16 protein-coding genes and 1 pseudogene are annotated in these 16347 nt (G+C 62.1%); 7 read left to right on the top strand and 10 right to left on the bottom strand.

The window, feature by feature from the left end; translation table 11 throughout:
* Positions 1–43: 43 nt before the first annotated feature.
* Genes bioD through bioB form a run of 5 tightly spaced genes read right to left on the bottom strand, consistent with a single transcriptional unit; the run spans position 44 to position 4542 of the window.
* The gene (bioD, locus tag JL474_RS08410) at positions 44–736 is read right to left on the bottom strand and encodes a dethiobiotin synthase (RefSeq protein ID WP_203141707.1); all 693 of its coding nucleotides are present in this window, start codon (positions 734–736) and stop codon (positions 44–46) included.
* Positions 737–751: 15 nt separating this feature from the next.
* Positions 752–1591 carry a malonyl-ACP O-methyltransferase BioC gene (bioC, locus tag JL474_RS08405; protein WP_203141706.1) on the bottom strand — a complete coding sequence of 280 codons (840 nt, stop codon included), beginning with the start codon at positions 1589–1591 and terminating at the stop codon, positions 752–754.
* The gene (locus JL474_RS08400; protein ID WP_203141705.1) at positions 1563–2300 is read right to left on the bottom strand and encodes an alpha/beta fold hydrolase; all 738 of its coding nucleotides are present in this window, start codon (positions 2298–2300) and stop codon (positions 1563–1565) included. Before JL474_RS08400 ends, bioC begins: the two co-directional genes overlap by 29 nt.
* Positions 2297–3466 carry an 8-amino-7-oxononanoate synthase gene (gene bioF, locus JL474_RS08395; RefSeq protein WP_203141704.1) on the bottom strand — a complete coding sequence of 390 codons (1170 nt, stop codon included), beginning with the start codon at positions 3464–3466 and terminating at the stop codon, positions 2297–2299. Before bioF ends, JL474_RS08400 begins: the two co-directional genes overlap by 4 nt.
* A gap of 8 nt (positions 3467–3474) precedes the next feature.
* A complete protein-coding gene (bioB, locus tag JL474_RS08390; RefSeq protein WP_407944052.1) occupies positions 3475–4542 on the bottom strand; it encodes a biotin synthase BioB in 1068 nt (355 codons plus the stop codon).
* Between the two features lie 69 nt (positions 4543–4611).
* Between bioB and JL474_RS21495 the strand changes: the two genes are divergently transcribed.
* Positions 4612–5364: a ComF family protein gene (locus tag JL474_RS21495; protein ID WP_236012112.1), complete on the top strand. Its 753-nt coding sequence runs from the start codon at positions 4612–4614 to the stop codon at positions 5362–5364.
* Here the strand turns inward: JL474_RS21495 and JL474_RS08380 are convergent.
* Positions 5357–6462 (bottom strand): annotated as a pseudogene (locus JL474_RS08380) (NAD(P)/FAD-dependent oxidoreductase). The gene JL474_RS21495 and the pseudogene JL474_RS08380 overlap by 8 nt on opposite strands.
* A 120-nt stretch (positions 6463–6582) precedes the next feature.
* Between JL474_RS08380 and JL474_RS08375 the strand changes: the two are divergent.
* From JL474_RS08375 to cmoB, 6 genes are all read left to right on the top strand, one after another.
* Positions 6583–7524, top strand: coding sequence for a DMT family transporter (locus JL474_RS08375; protein ID WP_203141702.1), 942 nt, complete (start codon positions 6583–6585; stop codon positions 7522–7524).
* Positions 7525–7627: 103 nt separating this feature from the next.
* On the top strand, positions 7628–8050 hold the full coding sequence (locus JL474_RS08370) for a hypothetical protein (protein ID WP_123632599.1): 423 nt from the start codon (positions 7628–7630) through the stop codon (positions 8048–8050).
* Positions 8051–8133: 83 nt separating this feature from the next.
* Positions 8134–9147 (top strand): serine/threonine protein kinase, encoded by a 1014-nt coding sequence (locus tag JL474_RS08365; RefSeq protein ID WP_203141701.1) that lies wholly within the window; start codon positions 8134–8136, stop codon positions 9145–9147.
* A 1-nt stretch (position 9148) separates the two neighbouring features.
* Positions 9149–9544: a kinase gene (locus JL474_RS08360; protein ID WP_203141700.1), complete on the top strand. Its 396-nt coding sequence runs from the start codon at positions 9149–9151 to the stop codon at positions 9542–9544.
* Positions 9528–10298: a carboxy-S-adenosyl-L-methionine synthase CmoA gene (gene cmoA / locus JL474_RS08355; protein ID WP_203141699.1), complete on the top strand. Its 771-nt coding sequence runs from the start codon at positions 9528–9530 to the stop codon at positions 10296–10298. The genes JL474_RS08360 and cmoA overlap by 17 nt, the downstream gene beginning before the upstream one ends.
* Before the next feature lie 21 nt (positions 10299–10319).
* Positions 10320–11306: a tRNA 5-methoxyuridine(34)/uridine 5-oxyacetic acid(34) synthase CmoB gene (cmoB, locus tag JL474_RS08350; RefSeq protein ID WP_203141698.1), complete on the top strand. Its 987-nt coding sequence runs from the start codon at positions 10320–10322 to the stop codon at positions 11304–11306.
* Positions 11307–11387: 81 nt separating this feature from the next.
* Here cmoB and JL474_RS08345 read toward each other — a convergent pair whose 3' ends face one another.
* From JL474_RS08345 to hflK, 4 genes are all read right to left on the bottom strand, one after another.
* Positions 11388–12686, bottom strand: a complete 1299-nt coding sequence (locus JL474_RS08345; protein ID WP_203141697.1) for an adenylosuccinate synthase — start codon at positions 12684–12686, stop codon at positions 11388–11390.
* 38 nt (positions 12687–12724) lie between these two features.
* Positions 12725–13912 (bottom strand): ATP phosphoribosyltransferase regulatory subunit, encoded by a 1188-nt coding sequence (locus tag JL474_RS08340; RefSeq protein ID WP_203141696.1) that lies wholly within the window; start codon positions 13910–13912, stop codon positions 12725–12727.
* Positions 13913–14150: 238 nt separating this feature from the next.
* Complete coding sequence (hflC, locus tag JL474_RS08335) at positions 14151–15035, bottom strand: protease modulator HflC (protein ID WP_203141695.1); 885 nt, start codon at positions 15033–15035, stop codon at positions 14151–14153.
* Positions 15036–15037: 2 nt separating this feature from the next.
* Complete coding sequence (hflK, locus tag JL474_RS08330) at positions 15038–16228, bottom strand: FtsH protease activity modulator HflK (protein ID WP_203141694.1); 1191 nt, start codon at positions 16226–16228, stop codon at positions 15038–15040.
* Between the last annotated feature and the right edge of the window lie 119 nt (positions 16229–16347).

Below are 16347 nucleotides of genomic sequence, written 5' to 3'. Positions count from 1 at the left end.
TGACCACCTATTGAACCATGACTGCATTGAAGCAGAGCGCTGTTCAATTATCAATCAACGGTTTCAAATCGATACAATTTGTCAGCGCCTCGATATCCAGCGTTTCCTGCCACGGCAGATCACCCAGCATGGGCGCGGGCAGGTGCTGACGCAGATAGGCCAGATTCTCCGCTTCAACCGGCATCGGCTCCGGCGCCAGGCGATTGGCGACCCAACCCGCCACGGGCAGACCGTCGGCACGAATCGCTTCGGCCGTGAGCAGTGCATGGTTAATGCAGCCCAGCTGCAGTGGCACGACCATGATCACCGGCGTGTTCAGCTCCTGGGCCACCCGGGAATAGGTTTCCCGATCGTTCAACGGCACTCGCCAGCCTCCGGCACCCTCCACCAGCATGACATCCGCCGGCCGCATCTGCATGCCGCGACAGAGGCCAACGAGACGCTGTGCGGTAACCTGACGCCCCGCCTGCACCGCCGCGATATGGGGCGCGATGGCCGGCTCCAGCGCCACCGGGTTGATCTGATCGTAGGGCAGCGCCTCCGTCATGGCCGCCTGGAGCGCCAGGGCGTCCTCGTTACGCAATCCTTCGGGCGTCACCTCGCAGCCGGACGCCACGGGCTTGATCGCCACGGTACGCAGCCCGGCTTTTGCCGCTGCGCGCAGCAGAACGGCGGATACCAGTGTTTTTCCCACACCGGTATCGGTGCCGGTCACAAAGAAAGTTCGTTTGGCCATGGTCTGGTCTGAATCCTATACAGCAGCGCCTGACGGTCGACGGGCGATCAGGTAACCAGCTTCATAGCTGGCGGCCACACTCCCGCCGTCTTGACGCGGATAACAGTGGTAAAGTTGCTTGAGACGGCGCGCACCGGTCAGCGAGCGCCGTCTGTTTGGCGCCTTGTGATGGGCACCGAGGTCCTTGAGTTCCCGCAACAAGTCAGCCGGGTGGCAATAGTCCAGAACAATGCACTCCTGCCGGACTTCACCACCGCCGAAGACGCGCGCCAGCGCATCGTGCATCGTTGCAGGTGATTCAAATTCATTAATGTGGGATTGTCCGGGATCCACCGCCTGCCAGGCCCGGTCCAGTTCACGCAGGGTGCCGTCCAGCAGTGTGGAACACACCAGCCAGCCGCCGGGCCGCAGGATTCGGAACGCCTCTCTGAGTACCGTCTCCGGATCGTCGCACCACTGGATCATCAGGTTGGAAAACACCACATCCTGACTCGCATCCGCCAGCGGAATGGCTTCGGCATCCGCCGCCAGCCAGCGTGCCGACACCGCCCGATGGGCACGGGCATAATCCAGCATATCCGGAGACAGATCGATGGCGTTCAGCCCGTCCGGCTGCAGCTTTCGTTGCAACGGCTCCAGAAAGAGCCCGGTGCCGCAGCCCAGGTCTGTCACCTCATCGGCCCGATCAGCCGGCAACAACCCCAGCAGGCGTTGCCCCATGTGGCGTTGCAGGCGGGCCGCCCGGTCGTAACTGGCCGCGGCCGCGCCAAAATCCCGGGCAATGCTCGCCCGGGTGCCACGACGTGAAACCGTGGACGCGTCGAGATCAGGCCGCCTGGCCAGCGCGGTATTCATTCAGACAGTCCTCGATTGCCCGACGGACTTGCGTTGTCGCGTCACCGAAGGGCCAGTGATAAAGATGCTCCAACAGCCGGACAGGTCGCCCCTGCGACTGCAACAAGGCGGCGCAGGCCGGATCGACCAGCGGGTCAAGGCGGCCAAACAGGTGCACCGTCGGCGCGGCTACTTCGGCCCATTCCTGCCGCTGATCCACCTCGGCCAGCCACGCCAGACTGTGGGTCAATACGGCGTTGCTGGCCGGTGGCCCGGACGCCAACCAGGGGTCCAGTGCCTGCCGTCCCGCCGGCGCCCCATGAACCTGTAACAACATGAATCGCTGCCATTGGCGGGCAGCCTGACGCTCAAGCCCCTGCCGAAATCCGGCGAAGGTGTCTGGCGCCATACCGGTATCACCCGCCTCGCGGGCTACAAAACAGGGATGGGTGCACAGGGTGATCACGCCGGCGACCCGTTCTGGCGCGCGACGGGCGACCGCCATGGCCAACAGACCGCCCAGCGACCAGCCCACCAGCCATACGCGATCACCGATGCGGTCGAGAAGGGCATCGGCGGCGGCATCGAACGAAGGAATCCCGGCAAGGAGCGAGTCATCAAGGGAAAACGCCGTCACCTCGCTCGCCAAGCCATCGACGAGCGGCCGAATCATATCGACCGGCGCGCCCCAGCCGCTGATCAGCGTCAGCCGGTCGACAGGTACCGTCATGCGGCCGTGCCGGAGAGCGTTTCCCGGCATTCGGACAGCGCCTGCAACAACCGGTCGAGGTGCGCTTCCGTGTGCGCCGCGCTGAAGGTCACCCGCAGCCGGGCTTCGCCTTCGGGCACCGTCGGTGGGCGTATGGCGGTGACCCAGATGCCCCGGGTTTCCAGCGCCTGGCTCAGGGCCAGCGCCGACCACGCGTCGCCCAGCAGTATGGGCTGGATCGGGGTATCTGAGGGCATCAACGTATACCCCATGGCGCTCGCTTCCCGACGGAACCGGGCGATCAGTCGCGCCAGGTGATCACGGCGATCATCGCCCTGCTCCAACAACGTTACGCTGGTGCAGGTGGCCCTTGCTATGGCCGGCGGCATGGCGGTCGTGTAGATGTAGGTACGGGCTTTCTGGACCAGGTAGTCCATCATCAATTGCGACCCGGCGACAAAGGCGCCACTGGTTCCAAATGCCTTGCCCAGCGTGCCAATGACGATGGGCACGTCCTTCGCACTCAATCCGAAATGATCGACGCTGCCTCGCCCCCTGGTTCCGATACAGCCGAAGCCATGGGCATCGTCCACCACCAGCAGCGCATCGTGACGCCGACAAGCCGCAGCGATCTCCGGCAGCGGCGCGACATCGCCATCCATACTGAAGACGCCATCGGTCACCACCAGCTTGTGGCCGTCGGTTTCCGCCAGCATCGCCTCCAGTGACTCAACGTCAGCGTGGGGATAACGACGGACCCGGGCCCGACTGAGGATGCAACCGTCAATAAGCGAGGCGTGGTTCAATCGATCTGAAAAGATGGTGTCGCCACGCCCGGCCAGGGCGCTGATAACGCCCATATTCGCCATGTAACCGGTGGAGAAGAACAGCGCCGCCTCGCGATCGGTGAAACGGGCCAGCGTCTCTTCCAGTTCATGATGCGCGCTGTGATGACCGCAGATCAGGTGAGAGGCACCGCCACCCAGTCCGGTGTCCAGCAGCGCCTCACGGGCCGCCGAGACGCTGTCGGGATGGTTGGCCAGCCCCAGATAGTCATTGCTGCAGAACGACAGTACGGACCGCCCGTCAACCACCATTTCCGGTTGTTGCGGCGTCTGTACCTCACGGCGCCAGCGATAGAGACCATCGGCCTGGCGCCGTTCCAGTTCGGCCCGAAAATCACGCACGGGTCACCTCAAGCGGTCTGACGATCGGTGGCGTCGTAGAACAGGTGGCGATTGCGCTCTTTTTCCATCGCATCCACCAGACCGGCTTCGCGCTCTTCGTCAGTGTGGGCTTCGCCGCGCTGCTCGGGACGAATACCCAGACGCTTGAACAGCTGCCGATCGTGATCCGCTTCCGGGTTGGTGGTGGTGAGCAGCTTCTCACCGTAGAAGATGGAGTTGGCACCGGCCAGGAAGCACAGCGCCTGCATCTGGTCGTTCATGTTCTCGCGACCGGCCGACAGGCGCACGTGGGATTCCGGCATGACGATCCGGGCCACCGCGATGGTGCGCACGAATTCGAACGGATCCAGGTCGTCGACGTCTTCCAGCGGTGTGCCGGCCACCTTGACCAGCATGTTGATGGGAACACTTTCCGGATGGTGCGGCAGATTGGCCAGCTGCATGATCAGGCCGGCCCGGTCGTCTTCATCCTCACCCATCCCCATGATGCCGCCACAGCAGACTTTCATGCCGGCCTTGCGAACGTTGTCCAGGGTATCCAGACGGTCCTGGTAGGTCCGCGTGGTGATGATGTGGTTGTAGTATTTCTCGGAGGTATCGAGGTTGTGGTTGTAATAGTCCAGCCCCGCTTCGGCCAGTTGGTCGGCCTCGCTCTGCTGGAGCATGCCCAGGGTCATACAGGTTTCCAGACCCAGGGATTTCACCTGCCGCACCATGTCCAGGACGTAGGGCATGTCCTTCTTGGATGGACTGCGCCAGGCCGCACCCATGCAGAACCGGGACGCGCCCTTGTCTTTTGCGGCGCGCGCCTCGGCCACCACCTTTTCGATTTCCAGCAGCTTTTCCTTTTCCAGCCCGGTATTGTAGTGACCGCTCTGCGGGCAGTATTTACAGTCCTCGGGACAGGCACCGGTCTTGATGGAGAGCAGCGTGCTGACCTGCACCTCGTTGGGATCGAAGTGCTCCCGGTGTACGCTTTGCGCCTTGAAGACGAGGTCGTTGAACGGCAGATCGAAAAGCGCGCGGATCTCGTCCAATGTCCAGTCGTGGCGGATCGGTGATGCTGTCATGGGAATCGGTCCTGTATGGTTCTCATCAGGGCCAGGCTGGGCCCGCCCTTTATTTTCTGTTCAAGGATTGAACGCATGATAAATTGCCTGACCACGCTGTCAACCTTCATACAACGAAAGGTTAACAACTGGCCGCGTCCCGGACATCCCTGCATCACCTGCCTCGCAACCACCCGCGAGCCGGGCCTGTGCACGGACTGCGCCGCCGACCTGCCCCGCAATTCACTGGCCTGTCGACGCTGCGCGCTTCCGTTGGTCAACCCCGGCGTGCTGGTCGGTAGCGAGCTGTGCGGCCCCTGCCTGACCAGACCACCGGCCTTTGAGGCCACCGCGGCCCCCTGGCTCTACGGTTTCCCGGTCAACCAGTTGATCAGCGGATTCAAGTTTGGTGGGCATCGCACCTTCGGACGGCCACTGGCCGAGATGCTGGCGACGGAGTTGATGCAGGCACAGGTCGATCGCCCGACCTGCCTGGTCCCGGTTCCCATGCATCGGCAACGTCTGCGGGAGCGGGGCTTTAATCAGGCTGAGGAAATCGCATGGTGGCTGTCGGACCGCTTGAAGATTCCGGTGCGCACAGCACTGGTCCGGCGTCGGCGGGAGACCAGCGCCCAATCCGGCCTGAACCGGCGCCAGCGGTTACAGAATCTGCGGGGCGCCTTCGAGGTCGGCACCGACCTTCCGGACCATGTCGCCATTGTCGACGATGTCATGACGACCGGTGCGACCGTGCAACAGATGGCCAGCGCCCTGCGGCGGGGCGGAGTCAATCGCGTGCAGGTCTGGGCGCTGGCCCGAACGCCTCAAATTCCGGAGCGTGCTATCTGAGACGGTCCGCAACCTGCCTGGCCAGAGCCAGGCAGGCGGTCAGTCCCGGGGATTCGATACCGAGAAGCTGCACCACGCCCGCCAACCCGTGTCGTATTCGTCCTGGATCCGAAAATCCTGGAAACCCGATCCCGGACCTGCCAGTTTGGGCCGGATACCGGCATAGGCCGGCTGCAGCCGAGCCGGATCCAGTGCCGGCCACCAACGGCGGATGGATTCGGCGAAGCGATCACGGCGGGCCGGATCGACCTGGTAATCGAGGCTATCAATCCACTCCACATCCGGCCCAAAACGCACCTGGCCCGCCATATCCAGCGTCAGATGAATGCCCAGCCCACCTGGCTCGGGGACCGGATACACCAGTGTGTCGAACGGATGACGCCCCGAGTAACTGAAGTAGCAACCACGGGCAAACCAGGCTTGCGGCCGAATCGACGCCGGGTAACCTTTCCAGCGATCCAAAAGGGCAATGGCGTAAAGCCCCGCAGCATTCACCACCCTGGGTGCCACCAACTCGCAGGGCGAGTCCCCGCCGACCCTCACCCGATGGTTGCCTTCACTGACGATGGATACCGCCGGCGCCCGGCAGATGACATAACCTCCTGCGGCCTCCAGATCGCCCAGCAGGGACAGCATCAGCGCGTGGCTATCAACGATCCCCGTGGTCGGAGAAAACAGGCCCTCGGCGGCAGAAACGTCCGGCAACGCCTGCCTGAGCGTCTCGCTCGCACCCCGCTGCAAAGGCACACCACAGGCGATGGCACGCGCCTCGATGCCCGACAGCACGTCGGCCTGCTGAGGATCGGTGGCAATAATCCACTTCCCCGTGCGGCGAAAGGGAACCTGGCGCTCTTCGCAATAGCGGTACAGGGCCTGCTTGCCGTCGATGCACAGACGGGCCTTCAGGGAATCCGGCGGATAGTAGAGACCGGCGTGAATCACTTCACTGTTGCGCGATGAGGTCCCCTCGCCCCAGTGATCGCCCGCCTCCAGCACCACGACACTCTGGCCGGCCTGCGCCAGTTCACGGGCAACAGCCAGGCCGACCACACCCGCGCCAATGACGACCGCATCCACGGAAAACTGTTCTACGCTCATCGAATCGGCCGATCCTCTTAAGTCTGTTTACGTGGCGTCCATACAAGCATCGGCGCGCCCCCCTGACAATGCTACTATGCGCCGTTACCTTTCATCGGATGAGAGATAGGGGGAGGGAATGTGAGCAACTCTGGACGGCAATGGGCCATGGCTGGCCTGGTGTTGACGACGCTGTTCTGGGCCGGTAACGCGCTGGTTGCCCGCGGTACGTCGGAGTCGATCCCTCCATTCGCGCTGTCTTTCTGGCGCTGGCTGATCCCGACAATCTACCTTGCCCCGTTCACCTTCCAGGCCGTGCGGCGTTATCGTCCTGTCCTTCGGGCGCACTGGAAACAGGTCTTCGCCCTCGCCTTTTTCAGTGTCGGCGCCTACAACACCATTCTCTACCTGGCAGCCCAGAGCACCGGCGCGATTAACATCGCCCTGGTCAGCTCCACCATGCCGCTGATGATCGTGCTCTTTTCCGCCATCATCCTGCGAACGCTGCCCCATCATCGCCAACTGGCAGGGCTGATTCTCGCGTTCTGTGGCGTATTGACGATCCTGACCCGCGCCAACCTGGATACGCTTTTAAAAGTGAACTTCAATCCCGGCGACCTGCTGATGATCCTGTCCATCAGCAGCTGGGCACTGTATTCGGTGCTGCTTAAGCGTTGGCCACTGGACATCCCGCTGTTCCCGCTACTCTGCATTCTGATCACGCTGGGGACGCCGATGATCCTGCCGTTCTACCTGTGGGAACTGCACAACGAAGGCGGGTTTGCCCTCAATGTGGGCAACCTGTCCGCCCTGCTCTACGTGGGTACCTTGCCCAGCGTCGCCGCGTATTTTTTGTGGAACAACGGCGTGCGCACCCTGGGCCCGGGCATGGCGGGGCTGTTCGCCTATCTGATCCCGGTTTTTGCGGCGCTGATCGCCGTGCCCGTGCTGGGCGAGTCGATCGAAGGCTATCATGCTGTCGGCGGCCTGTTGGTTTTGGCGGGACTATTGGCAGCATCCCGTCGCCCCAAGTCGGAAATCGTCGCGGATCGACTGACCCGATCGCAGGAAGGCGATAGGTAGGATAATCACACACAACAGGCGGCCAAGCCGGTATACTCTGGGATGAATCCATCCGGCGGACGTGCCGACGCCAATGGATGTGCAGGCAAGGAGTGCAGTACAGATGTCGGATCGTAAGCAGTTCCTGATCGTGATGCTGGTCGCGGCCGTCTTTATCGGATGGCTGAGTTGGCGCGGTATCGAAGTGATCTCATTGAATAACCATTTGCAGGATGACCCGAAACTGAGCAGCTATCCCTATCAGTTCCGGGTGCTCCGGGTTGAAGGCGATACGGCCATCATGTCGTCGCCCCGGTCTTACGAAGTCAGCACCCAGGATGCGCTGCGAACCCTGTTTCCCAGCATGCGTTCACTCAGTGACGACCACCGTGACTGGCAGCGGGCCGAACGCGAATTTGCGCACCTCCAGGCCCATGCCGGCAATCTGGTCCTTGCCGACGACCGTATCGACAAGATCCGCTGGGAACTGGATGAAAACTGGTATCACCTGAAGCGAATGGATCCCCGCGGCAAGCTGGCCTACTGAACGATCCGTACAGGCTCGAAGACCTGTGTGGCGGCCCGGCCTGTGGTATATTGCGACGCCATACTTCACGATCCGCCTGAACTATGTCTGACACCGGACTCGATACCACTGGACACCCCTACGATCACCTGACGCCCGACGTCCTGCTGGACGCCATGGAAGAGGCCGGCTTTCACATCAACGGCCGCATTTTTCCCCTGAACTCTTACGAGAACCGGGTTTACCAGGTGGGCATTGAAGACAGCCCGTCTGTCATCGCCAAGTTCTACCGCCCGGGCCGCTGGAGTCGGGAACAGATTGCCGAGGAACACGCCTTTTCGCTCGAGCTGGTTGATGCAGAATTGCCCATCGTCGCACCCGTGAAACTCGCAAACGGCGATACCATCGGCGAACACAACGGCTTCTGGTTTGCGGTTTTCCCGCAGCGCGGCGGCCAGGCGCCGGACACCAGCGAGCCAGACATGCTCTGGCGTCTGGGGCAATGGCTGGGCCAATTGCACAACGTGGGCGCGCGGACGCCGTTCCAACACCGTCCAACGCTGGACCTGATGACGGGCCTGGAGAAGGAAGCCCGTTACCTGACGGACAGCGGCCTGATCCCCACCGACCTGCGACCGGCCTGGGACTCACTGGTTCCGGATCTGCTGACCCACGCCAGGCAGCGGGTGGAAGAGGCCGGCCCCGTCGATACCGTACGCCTGCATGGCGACTGTCATGCCGGCAACATTCTCGTGCGTGATGAGCAGATGCTGTTTGTGGATCTGGACGACTGCCGCCAGGGTCCCGCCATCCAGGATCTCTGGTTGCTGCTTAACGGCGACGAGACCGAGCGCTCCCTGCAGTTCAGTGAGCTCATGGAAGGCTATGAAACCTTCCGCGATTTCAATCGCCGCGAGCGCTACCTGATCGAGCCACTGCGCTGTTACCGCCAGATCAGCCACGCCGCCTGGCTCGCGCGCCGCTGGAATGACCCGGCCTTCCCCAAATTCTTTCCCTGGTTCGCCCAGCCCCGATTCTGGTCCGACCAGGTGCTGGCCTTGAGAGAACAGCTTGCTGCGCTGCAGGCGCCGCCGATCAATCCGGGTGGGCCCTTCTGATATGGCACAAGACGAACGCCGCTACAGCGTCCGGGCCCTGATCATCGTCGCCCTTCTGGCCATCCTCGGTACGGTGCTGACACTGGAGACCGCCGGATTGATCAGCCACACCCGTGACAAGGACAAGGTGCAGGTCGGTGAATTCAGGGCAGTCTATGTCGGCCCCCGCGAAGACTATCGAATGTCGCCCAAGCCCTCTGAGCTTCATGCCGAGTGCTACGACGGCTACCTGGCTGTGGGCTCTGACACCGACATCACCCTCAAGGGCGTGCTGGTGGATTACAAGAACCGGGGCATCCGCTGCACGGTGGCGCCCCGACCACCCCAGGTTGCCCCTGAAGCAGCCACTCCGGAAGCATCTGACCACACAGGAGGCGACGATGGACAAACCCAGTGATCCGAAATCCAGTGAGCCCCTGTTCGAGGCAGACCGCATCTACACCGACACGGCATCGGAGGGTGGCGATTTCCGCTTTGATGCGGCCGTGGCCCGGGTTTTCCCCGACATGATCCGACGCTCCGTGCCCGGTTATACCACCCTGATTCCGATGATCGGCATCATCACCGAGCGTTTCGCCCAGGACGGCACCTTCTGCTACGACCTGGGGTGCTCCCTGGGCGCGTCGACACTGGCCATGCGCCATGGTGTCGGTGACCGCCAATGCAAGGTGATCGGCATCGACAACTCGCCGGATATGATCGAACGCGGCCATCATTTCATTGCGCTGGACGACCACCCCGCGCCCGTGGAGCTACGTTGCGAGGACATTCTCCACAGCCAGCTCGAGAACGCATCGGTGACGACCCTGAACTTCACGCTGCAGTTCATCGAACCGGATCAGCGTCCGGAGCTGTTGGGGCGGATCGCCCGGGCGACGCAGCCGGGTGGTGCCCTGATCCTGTCGGAGAAGATCCGCTTTGAGATGGACTGGGAGCAGACCCTGCAGACCGATCTCCACCACGATTTCAAGCGGGCCAATGGCTATTCGGACCTGGAGATCAGCCGCAAGCGCTCGGCCATCGAGCAGGTCCTGATCCCGGAAACCATCACCACCCACCGTGAACGCCTGCTGGACGCCGGCTTTGACCGCGTCACCCTGTGGTACCAGAACTTCAACTTCGTATCCCTGCTGGCCCTGAAACGGCCCTGAAACTGCCGGAGACCGCACCTCGTGTTCGATTGGAAACATCGTTACCAGCCCCTGCTCAGCGACCTGGAATCCAACGGTCTGGAGGAGTGGGCCGCCCAGATTGCCGACCAGCTTTACCGGCGTTTCGAATCCAACCCCCATGGTGATATGCAACGCTGGAACGCCGCGCTGTCCGAGTTACCGGTGCTGCACGAAGTGGAAGCGGATCTCAACGCCCCGGCCGTAACCCTGCGCACGCAAACGCCGCTAAACCCAACCCAGCAAAACGATCTGGAAACGGGACTGCGGGGCCTGATGCCCTGGCGCAAAGGCCCGTTCGATTTTTTCGGCACTCACATCGACACCGAATGGCACTCCGACTGGAAATGGGACCGCGTAGCCCCGTATATCAGCGACCTGGACGGCCGGCGCGTACTGGATGTGGGCTGTGGCTCGGGCTACCACATGTGGCGCATGGCGGGTGCCGGCGCCGAGGAAGTGATTGGCGTCGATCCGGGCCTGTTGTTCCTGATGCAGTTCTTCAGCGTCAAGGATTACATCAGTGAACCCCGGGTCCACATGCTGCCGGCGCGCCTGGAAGACCTGCCCCCCAAGCTGGCGTGCTTCGACACTACCTTCTCTATGGGCGTGCTGTACCACCGGCGCTCCCCGCTGGATCACCTGCTGGAGCTGCGGGATACCCTGCGTGACGGCGGTGAACTCGTTCTGGAGACGCTGGTGGTCGATGGCCCGGAAGGCTACAGCCTGATGCCCGAGGACCGCTACGGTATGATGCGCAATGTCTGGTTCCTGCCCAGCTGCGATACCTTGTTGCGCTGGCTCGGTCGCACCGGCTTCAAAGACGCCCGGGTCGTCGACGTGTCCGTGACCACCACCGAGGAACAACGCTCGACCGACTGGATGCGATTCCAGTCCCTGCAGGACTTCCTGGATCCGGACGACCCGACCCGAACGGTCGAAGGCTATCCCGGCCCCAAGCGGGCGACCCTGGTGGCCACCAAGGGCTGACCCCGATATCGCGCCCACAAAAAAGGCGAAGCGCTCGACGCTTCGCCTTTTTCATATCGATGGCCCGTTTACGGGCGACGCTCAGTTCTCGCCGAACGGATGCCGCATGACGATGGTTTCCACACGGTCCGGACCGGTGGAAATGATATCAATCGGGGCTTCGATCTGCTGCTCAAGGAAGCGGATATACGCCTTGGCGTTGTCCGGCAGCTGATCGAGGCTGGTCAGCCCCACCGTGCTCTCTTTCCAACCCGGCAGCTCTTCGTAAACCGGCTCGATGTCGGTGTAGTTGTCGCAGCCGATCGGCGGACGCTGGATCTCTCCGTTCGGCGTCTTGTAGCCGATGCAGACCTTGACCGTTTCCAGGCCGTCCAGCACGTCCAGCTTAGTCAGGCAGATACCGGATACGCTGTTGATCTGAATGGCGTGACGCAGGGCAACCGCATCGAACCAGCCACAACGGCGGGCACGGCCGGTGGTGGTGCCGAATTCGCGGCCTTTCTCAGCCAGATGCTTGCCAAAATCGTCGAACAGTTCGGTCGGGAACGGGCCGGAGCCGACACGGGTGGTGTAGGCCTTGGTAATGCCCAGCACGTAGTCCAGGAACAGCGGGCCAAAGCCGCTGCCGGTAGCGGTACCGCCGGCGGTGGTGTTGGACGATGTCACGTACGGATAGGTGCCGAGATCGATATCCAGCAGGGAACCCTGGGCGCCTTCAAACAGGATATGCTCGCCCTTCTTGCGCAGGTCGTGCAGGATATCGGTGACATCCGCCGCCATTGGCAGGATTTCCTTCGCCAGGCCCAGCAGGTCGGCCAGCGCCTGATCGACATCCACCGCTTCCTCACCGTAGTACTCGGTCAGCACAAAGTTGTGGAACTTCATGATCTCGCGCAGTTTGGTTTCGAAGCTGGCGGCATCGCACAGATCGCCGACGCGCAGGCCACGACGGGAGACCTTGTCCTCGTAGGCCGGACCGATACCGCGTCCGGTAGTGCCGATCTTGTCGTTACCGCGGGCCTTTTCCCGGGCCAGGTCAATGCGGATGTGGGTCGGCAGGATCAGCGGACAGGCCAGGCTGACGCGCAGGCGGTCGCGTACCGCGACGCCACTCTCTTCCAGCTCGCGCATTTCCTTGAGCAGCGCTTCCATGGAAAGCACCACGCCGTTGCCGATCAGGCAGGTTACGTGTTCCCGAAGGATGCCGGAGGGAATCAGGTGCAGGGCCGTTTTCTTACCCTCAATCACCAACGTGTGGCCCGCATTGTGGCCGCCCTGGAAACGGGCAACCGCAGCCGCCTGATCCGTCAGCAGATCCACAATCTTACCCTTGCCTTCATCACCCCATTGGGTGCCGAGTACAACGACGTTCTTACCCATGATGTTCTCTCAGTACGCCCGTTTCGGGGCGGCCGCCCCTATCCGTTAAGTGACTCGACGACCCACTGGCCGTCCCGTTGAATCAGTTGCCGAGTACAGCCCCGCGCCTCTGGCGTCGCGCCGGAATCATCCGGCAGGGCCTGCAGTACCGTCTCGGTTTGACGCAGCGCCGCAATGGCGTCTGCCAGGGCCGGATCATCGCTGACCGGCGCCCAGATCATGTTGCGTCCCGGTACACCGGCGCGCTCACCCAGCGCCACCAGGGCCCGGACATCGGCGCTGAAGCCGGTTGCCGGCCGTGGCCGGCCAAAATCACGGCCGATGGCGTCGTAGCGCCCGCCCTGGGCCACGGCCTGGCCGTGGCCCGGCGCATAGGCCGCAAACACTAGACCGGTGTGGTAGTTGTACCCGCGCAGCTCGCAGAAATCGAAGCCCAGATCCACGTCCGGGAAGCTCTTCGATATGCTGCCGGCCACCCGGGAAAGCTCATCAAGCGCCTTCAAGGCCTGACTGGAGGCGCCCTGCAGCACGTCACGCGCCTCATCCAGCACCTCGATGCCGCCGCTCAGGCGCGCCAGGTTGCGCAAGCGGCCAGCCGGCGTCGCGGCGGCACTGTCGCCTAACAGTTCATCAAGCTCGGGGATGGACTTGCGGCGCATGGCGTCGAAAATCGCCTGCTCGGTCTGTGCGTCAAAATCCGCTTCCGACATCAGCGACTGGTAGATGGCCACATGGGCCAGGTCCAGGTGAACACGGGGAATCCCGGCAATGCGCAGGGTTTCCAGCATCAGCCGGATCACTTCCTGGTCGGCCACCTCAGAGGCGCTACCGAACAGCTCACAACCCGCCTGGATCGGTGTACGACCGGTCAGCATATGCTGGGGCCGGGTATGCAGGACATGCCCAGCGTAGCACAAGCGTGTCACGCTATCCTGACGAAGGGTATGAGCATCAATACGTGCCGCTTGCGGCGTCATATCGGCACGCACTCCCATCATCCGCCCGGTCAGCTGGTCGGTCAGCTTGAACGTTTGCAGGGCCAGATCATTACCGGTGCCGGTGAGCAGGGACTCGAGGTATTCGATCAGGGGCGGGATCACCAACTGGTAACCCCAGCGCTGGTAAGTGTCCATGATATCGCGGCGCAGGGATTCGATTCTGCCAGCCAGGGGCGGCAGGATATCCTCCACACCATCAGGCAGTAACCAGCGGTCGGAAGCAGTCATGAGTCGCTAAAAATCCGTTCTTGGCGCCTGCCCTGAGGCAGACTTCAGAATTTAGAAGGTCCCGGTATGCCGCGCCCAACGGCCGGGCATCGGGATTTCCGGAGGCCCTCATCGGGCAAACGAAAAGGAACCACAAAACCCGGCAATTCTACACATTTGAGGGGCACAAAAAAACCGGAGCATGGCTCCATGCTCCGGTTTATTTTACCCGCCGTGCGGGCTGATCCCAATCGTGCGTTTACTGGCTCGCCTTGGCGCCGCTCAGGTTTTCCATGTAGCGCATGAAATCGCTCTTGGAATCGATCACCATCATGTCGCTCTTGTCAGCGAACGACTTCTCGTACGCGGTCAGGCTGCGATAGAAACGGTAGAACTCCTCGTCACCCTGGTAGGCTTTCGCGTAGATCTTGGCCGCCTCGCCGTCACCTTCACCGCGGGTGGTTTCCGCTTTGGCGTAAGCTTCCGCCAGTACCACCGTGCGCTGACGGTCGGCATCGGCGCGGATGCCTTCGGCCAGCTCTTTACCGCGGGAACGGAATTCCTGGGCCAGCTTCTCGCGCTCGGTGCGCATCCGGCGATAGACGTTGTCACTGACCGATTGCGGCAGTTCAATCGCCTTGACCCGAATGTCCATCACCTTGACGCCCAGCTCATCGATGAGGGTGTCGTCGATGCGATCGACCAGCTTTTCCATCAGCTCATCACGCTGACCGGATACCACTTCGTGCATGGTGCGGATACCGAACTCGTCCCGAAGGCCGTTGTCGACCCGCGAGGACACCAGCGAGATGGCGCGCAGCTCATCGCCGCCGGTCGCCCGGTAGAACTCATCCACGTTCTGGATGCGCCAGGCAATGTAGGAATCCACGTCGAGCGGTTTCTTTTCAATGGTCAGGTACTGGCGGGTCGGCAGGTCGTTGGTCATGACCCGTACGTCGAACTGACGCACCTTGTCGATGACCGGCACCTTGAAGTGAATGCCCGCCGGGATATCCGTTTCAACCAGCTCACCGAAGCGCAGCAACACGCCCCGATGGGTTTCCGGGATAATGAACACACTGGACGTCACCAACAGCACAACGATCAGTGCGCCGGCCAGTCCGAGAACAGCTTTAGGACTCATGATTAACGCCCCCTCCGCACACTTGAGCTGTTGTTACGCTGACGGATCTCGTCGAGCACCTGGTCCGTCAGTTTCTGGATGTCGGTGTTGGATCCGGAATAGTCCGACGTGGAACTGTCACTGGAACTGCTCTTGCTGCTCCCCGCCAGGCGATCAAGCGGCAGGTACATCAGGTTGTTGCTGCTTTCGGTGTCGACCAGGACCTTGCTGGTGCTGGAGAACACTTTCTGCATGGTATCCAGGTACATCCGGTCGCGGGTGACCACCGGTGCATCCTTGTATACGTTCAGCAGTTGAACAAAGCGGGCGGTTTCACCCTTGGCGCGTTCGGTCACTTCCTGCTTGTAGGCGTTCGCCTCTTCGATCAGGCGCTGGGCGCGACCGCGGGCTTCCGGCACCACCTTGTTGCGGTAGGTTTCCGCTTCTTCCACCAGACGCTGCTCGTCTTCCTTGGCCCGCTGCACTTCGCGGAACGCTTCCTGCACCTCGGAAGGCGGCTGGGTGCTCTCCACGTTCACCTTCACAATCTGCAAACCGGTGCCGTACTTCTCGAGGAAACTCTGCAGGCGCTGTTCGACGTTGATCGCCAGCGCGGCACGGCCTTCAGTCAACACTTCGTCCAGACCAGCACTGCCCACCTCGTGGCGCAGGGCGCTGTCGGTGGCAAAGGCCAGGGCCTGGTTGGAATCGCGCACGTTCAGCACGTAATCACGGGCATTCTCCACCCGGTACTGAACTTGGAGATCAACGGACACCAGGTTTTCATCCTGGGTCAGCATCTGCCCTTCGGACTCGGCGGTCCGGACGTTGGTCACGCGAACCTTGGTGACGTCGTCAATGATGGGCACCTTGAAGCGCAGGCCCGGATTTTCGGTGGTGTGGTATTTACCAAAGCGCAGCACAACGGCGCGCTCCTGCTCGTCCACCGTATAGAACGACTGGTAAATCACATAGCCGACAATCAGGATACCGAGGATGGCCAGGAGGGCACCGAAGCCGCTGCTGCTGCCGTCGCCGCCGGAACCGCCTCCGTTGCTGCCGCCTTTCTTGCCGCCAAGCAGCTTGTTCAGCTTGTCGAGACCCTTGCGCAGCGCCTCATCCAGATCGGGCGGCCCCTGATCATTGCCACGACGCCCCCCACTGCCCCAGGGATCGTTGTCGTTCCGGTTACCACCCGGTTCATTCCAGGCCATAGCTTTCTCCGTTCGCAAACTCATCGAATGGCTGCAAATACTAGGGATTAATGCGTCCCCGGGCAATACCAACCCGGCCCGAAAGCTCCGGGAACCAACCATTTGCAGACGTGGTCAGG

Source organism: Marinobacter mangrovi, assembly GCF_016798325.1.
Lineage (GTDB): Bacteria > Pseudomonadota > Gammaproteobacteria > Pseudomonadales > Oleiphilaceae > Marinobacter_A > Marinobacter_A mangrovi.
The sequence above is the reverse complement of the archived record's forward strand: the minus strand, read 5'-3'. Positions and strand labels throughout refer to the sequence as shown.

Bases quoted from the DNA above. Each gene is read 5' to 3' on its own strand.
- bioD (WP_203141707.1), bottom strand. From the start codon at position 736: ATGGCCAAACGAACTTTCTTTGTGACCGGCACCGATACCGGTGTGGGA.
- bioC (WP_203141706.1), bottom strand. From the start codon at position 1,591: ATGAATACCGCGCTGGCCAGGCGGCCTGATCTCGACGCGTCCACGGTT.
- JL474_RS08400 (WP_203141705.1), bottom strand. From the start codon at position 2,300: ATGACGGTACCTGTCGACCGGCTGACGCTGATCAGCGGCTGGGGCGCG.
- JL474_RS21495 (WP_236012112.1), top strand. From the start codon at position 4,612: ATGATAAATTGCCTGACCACGCTGTCAACCTTCATACAACGAAAGGTT.
- JL474_RS08370 (WP_123632599.1), top strand. From the start codon at position 7,628: ATGTCGGATCGTAAGCAGTTCCTGATCGTGATGCTGGTCGCGGCCGTC.
- JL474_RS08365 (WP_203141701.1), top strand. From the start codon at position 8,134: ATGTCTGACACCGGACTCGATACCACTGGACACCCCTACGATCACCTG.
- JL474_RS08360 (WP_203141700.1), top strand. From the start codon at position 9,149: ATGGCACAAGACGAACGCCGCTACAGCGTCCGGGCCCTGATCATCGTC.
- cmoA (WP_203141699.1), top strand. From the start codon at position 9,528: ATGGACAAACCCAGTGATCCGAAATCCAGTGAGCCCCTGTTCGAGGCA.
- JL474_RS08345 (WP_203141697.1), bottom strand. From the start codon at position 12,686: ATGGGTAAGAACGTCGTTGTACTCGGCACCCAATGGGGTGATGAAGGC.
- JL474_RS08340 (WP_203141696.1), bottom strand. From the start codon at position 13,912: ATGACTGCTTCCGACCGCTGGTTACTGCCTGATGGTGTGGAGGATATC.
- hflC (WP_203141695.1), bottom strand. From the start codon at position 15,035: ATGAGTCCTAAAGCTGTTCTCGGACTGGCCGGCGCACTGATCGTTGTG.
- hflK (WP_203141694.1), bottom strand. From the start codon at position 16,228: ATGGCCTGGAATGAACCGGGTGGTAACCGGAACGACAACGATCCCTGG.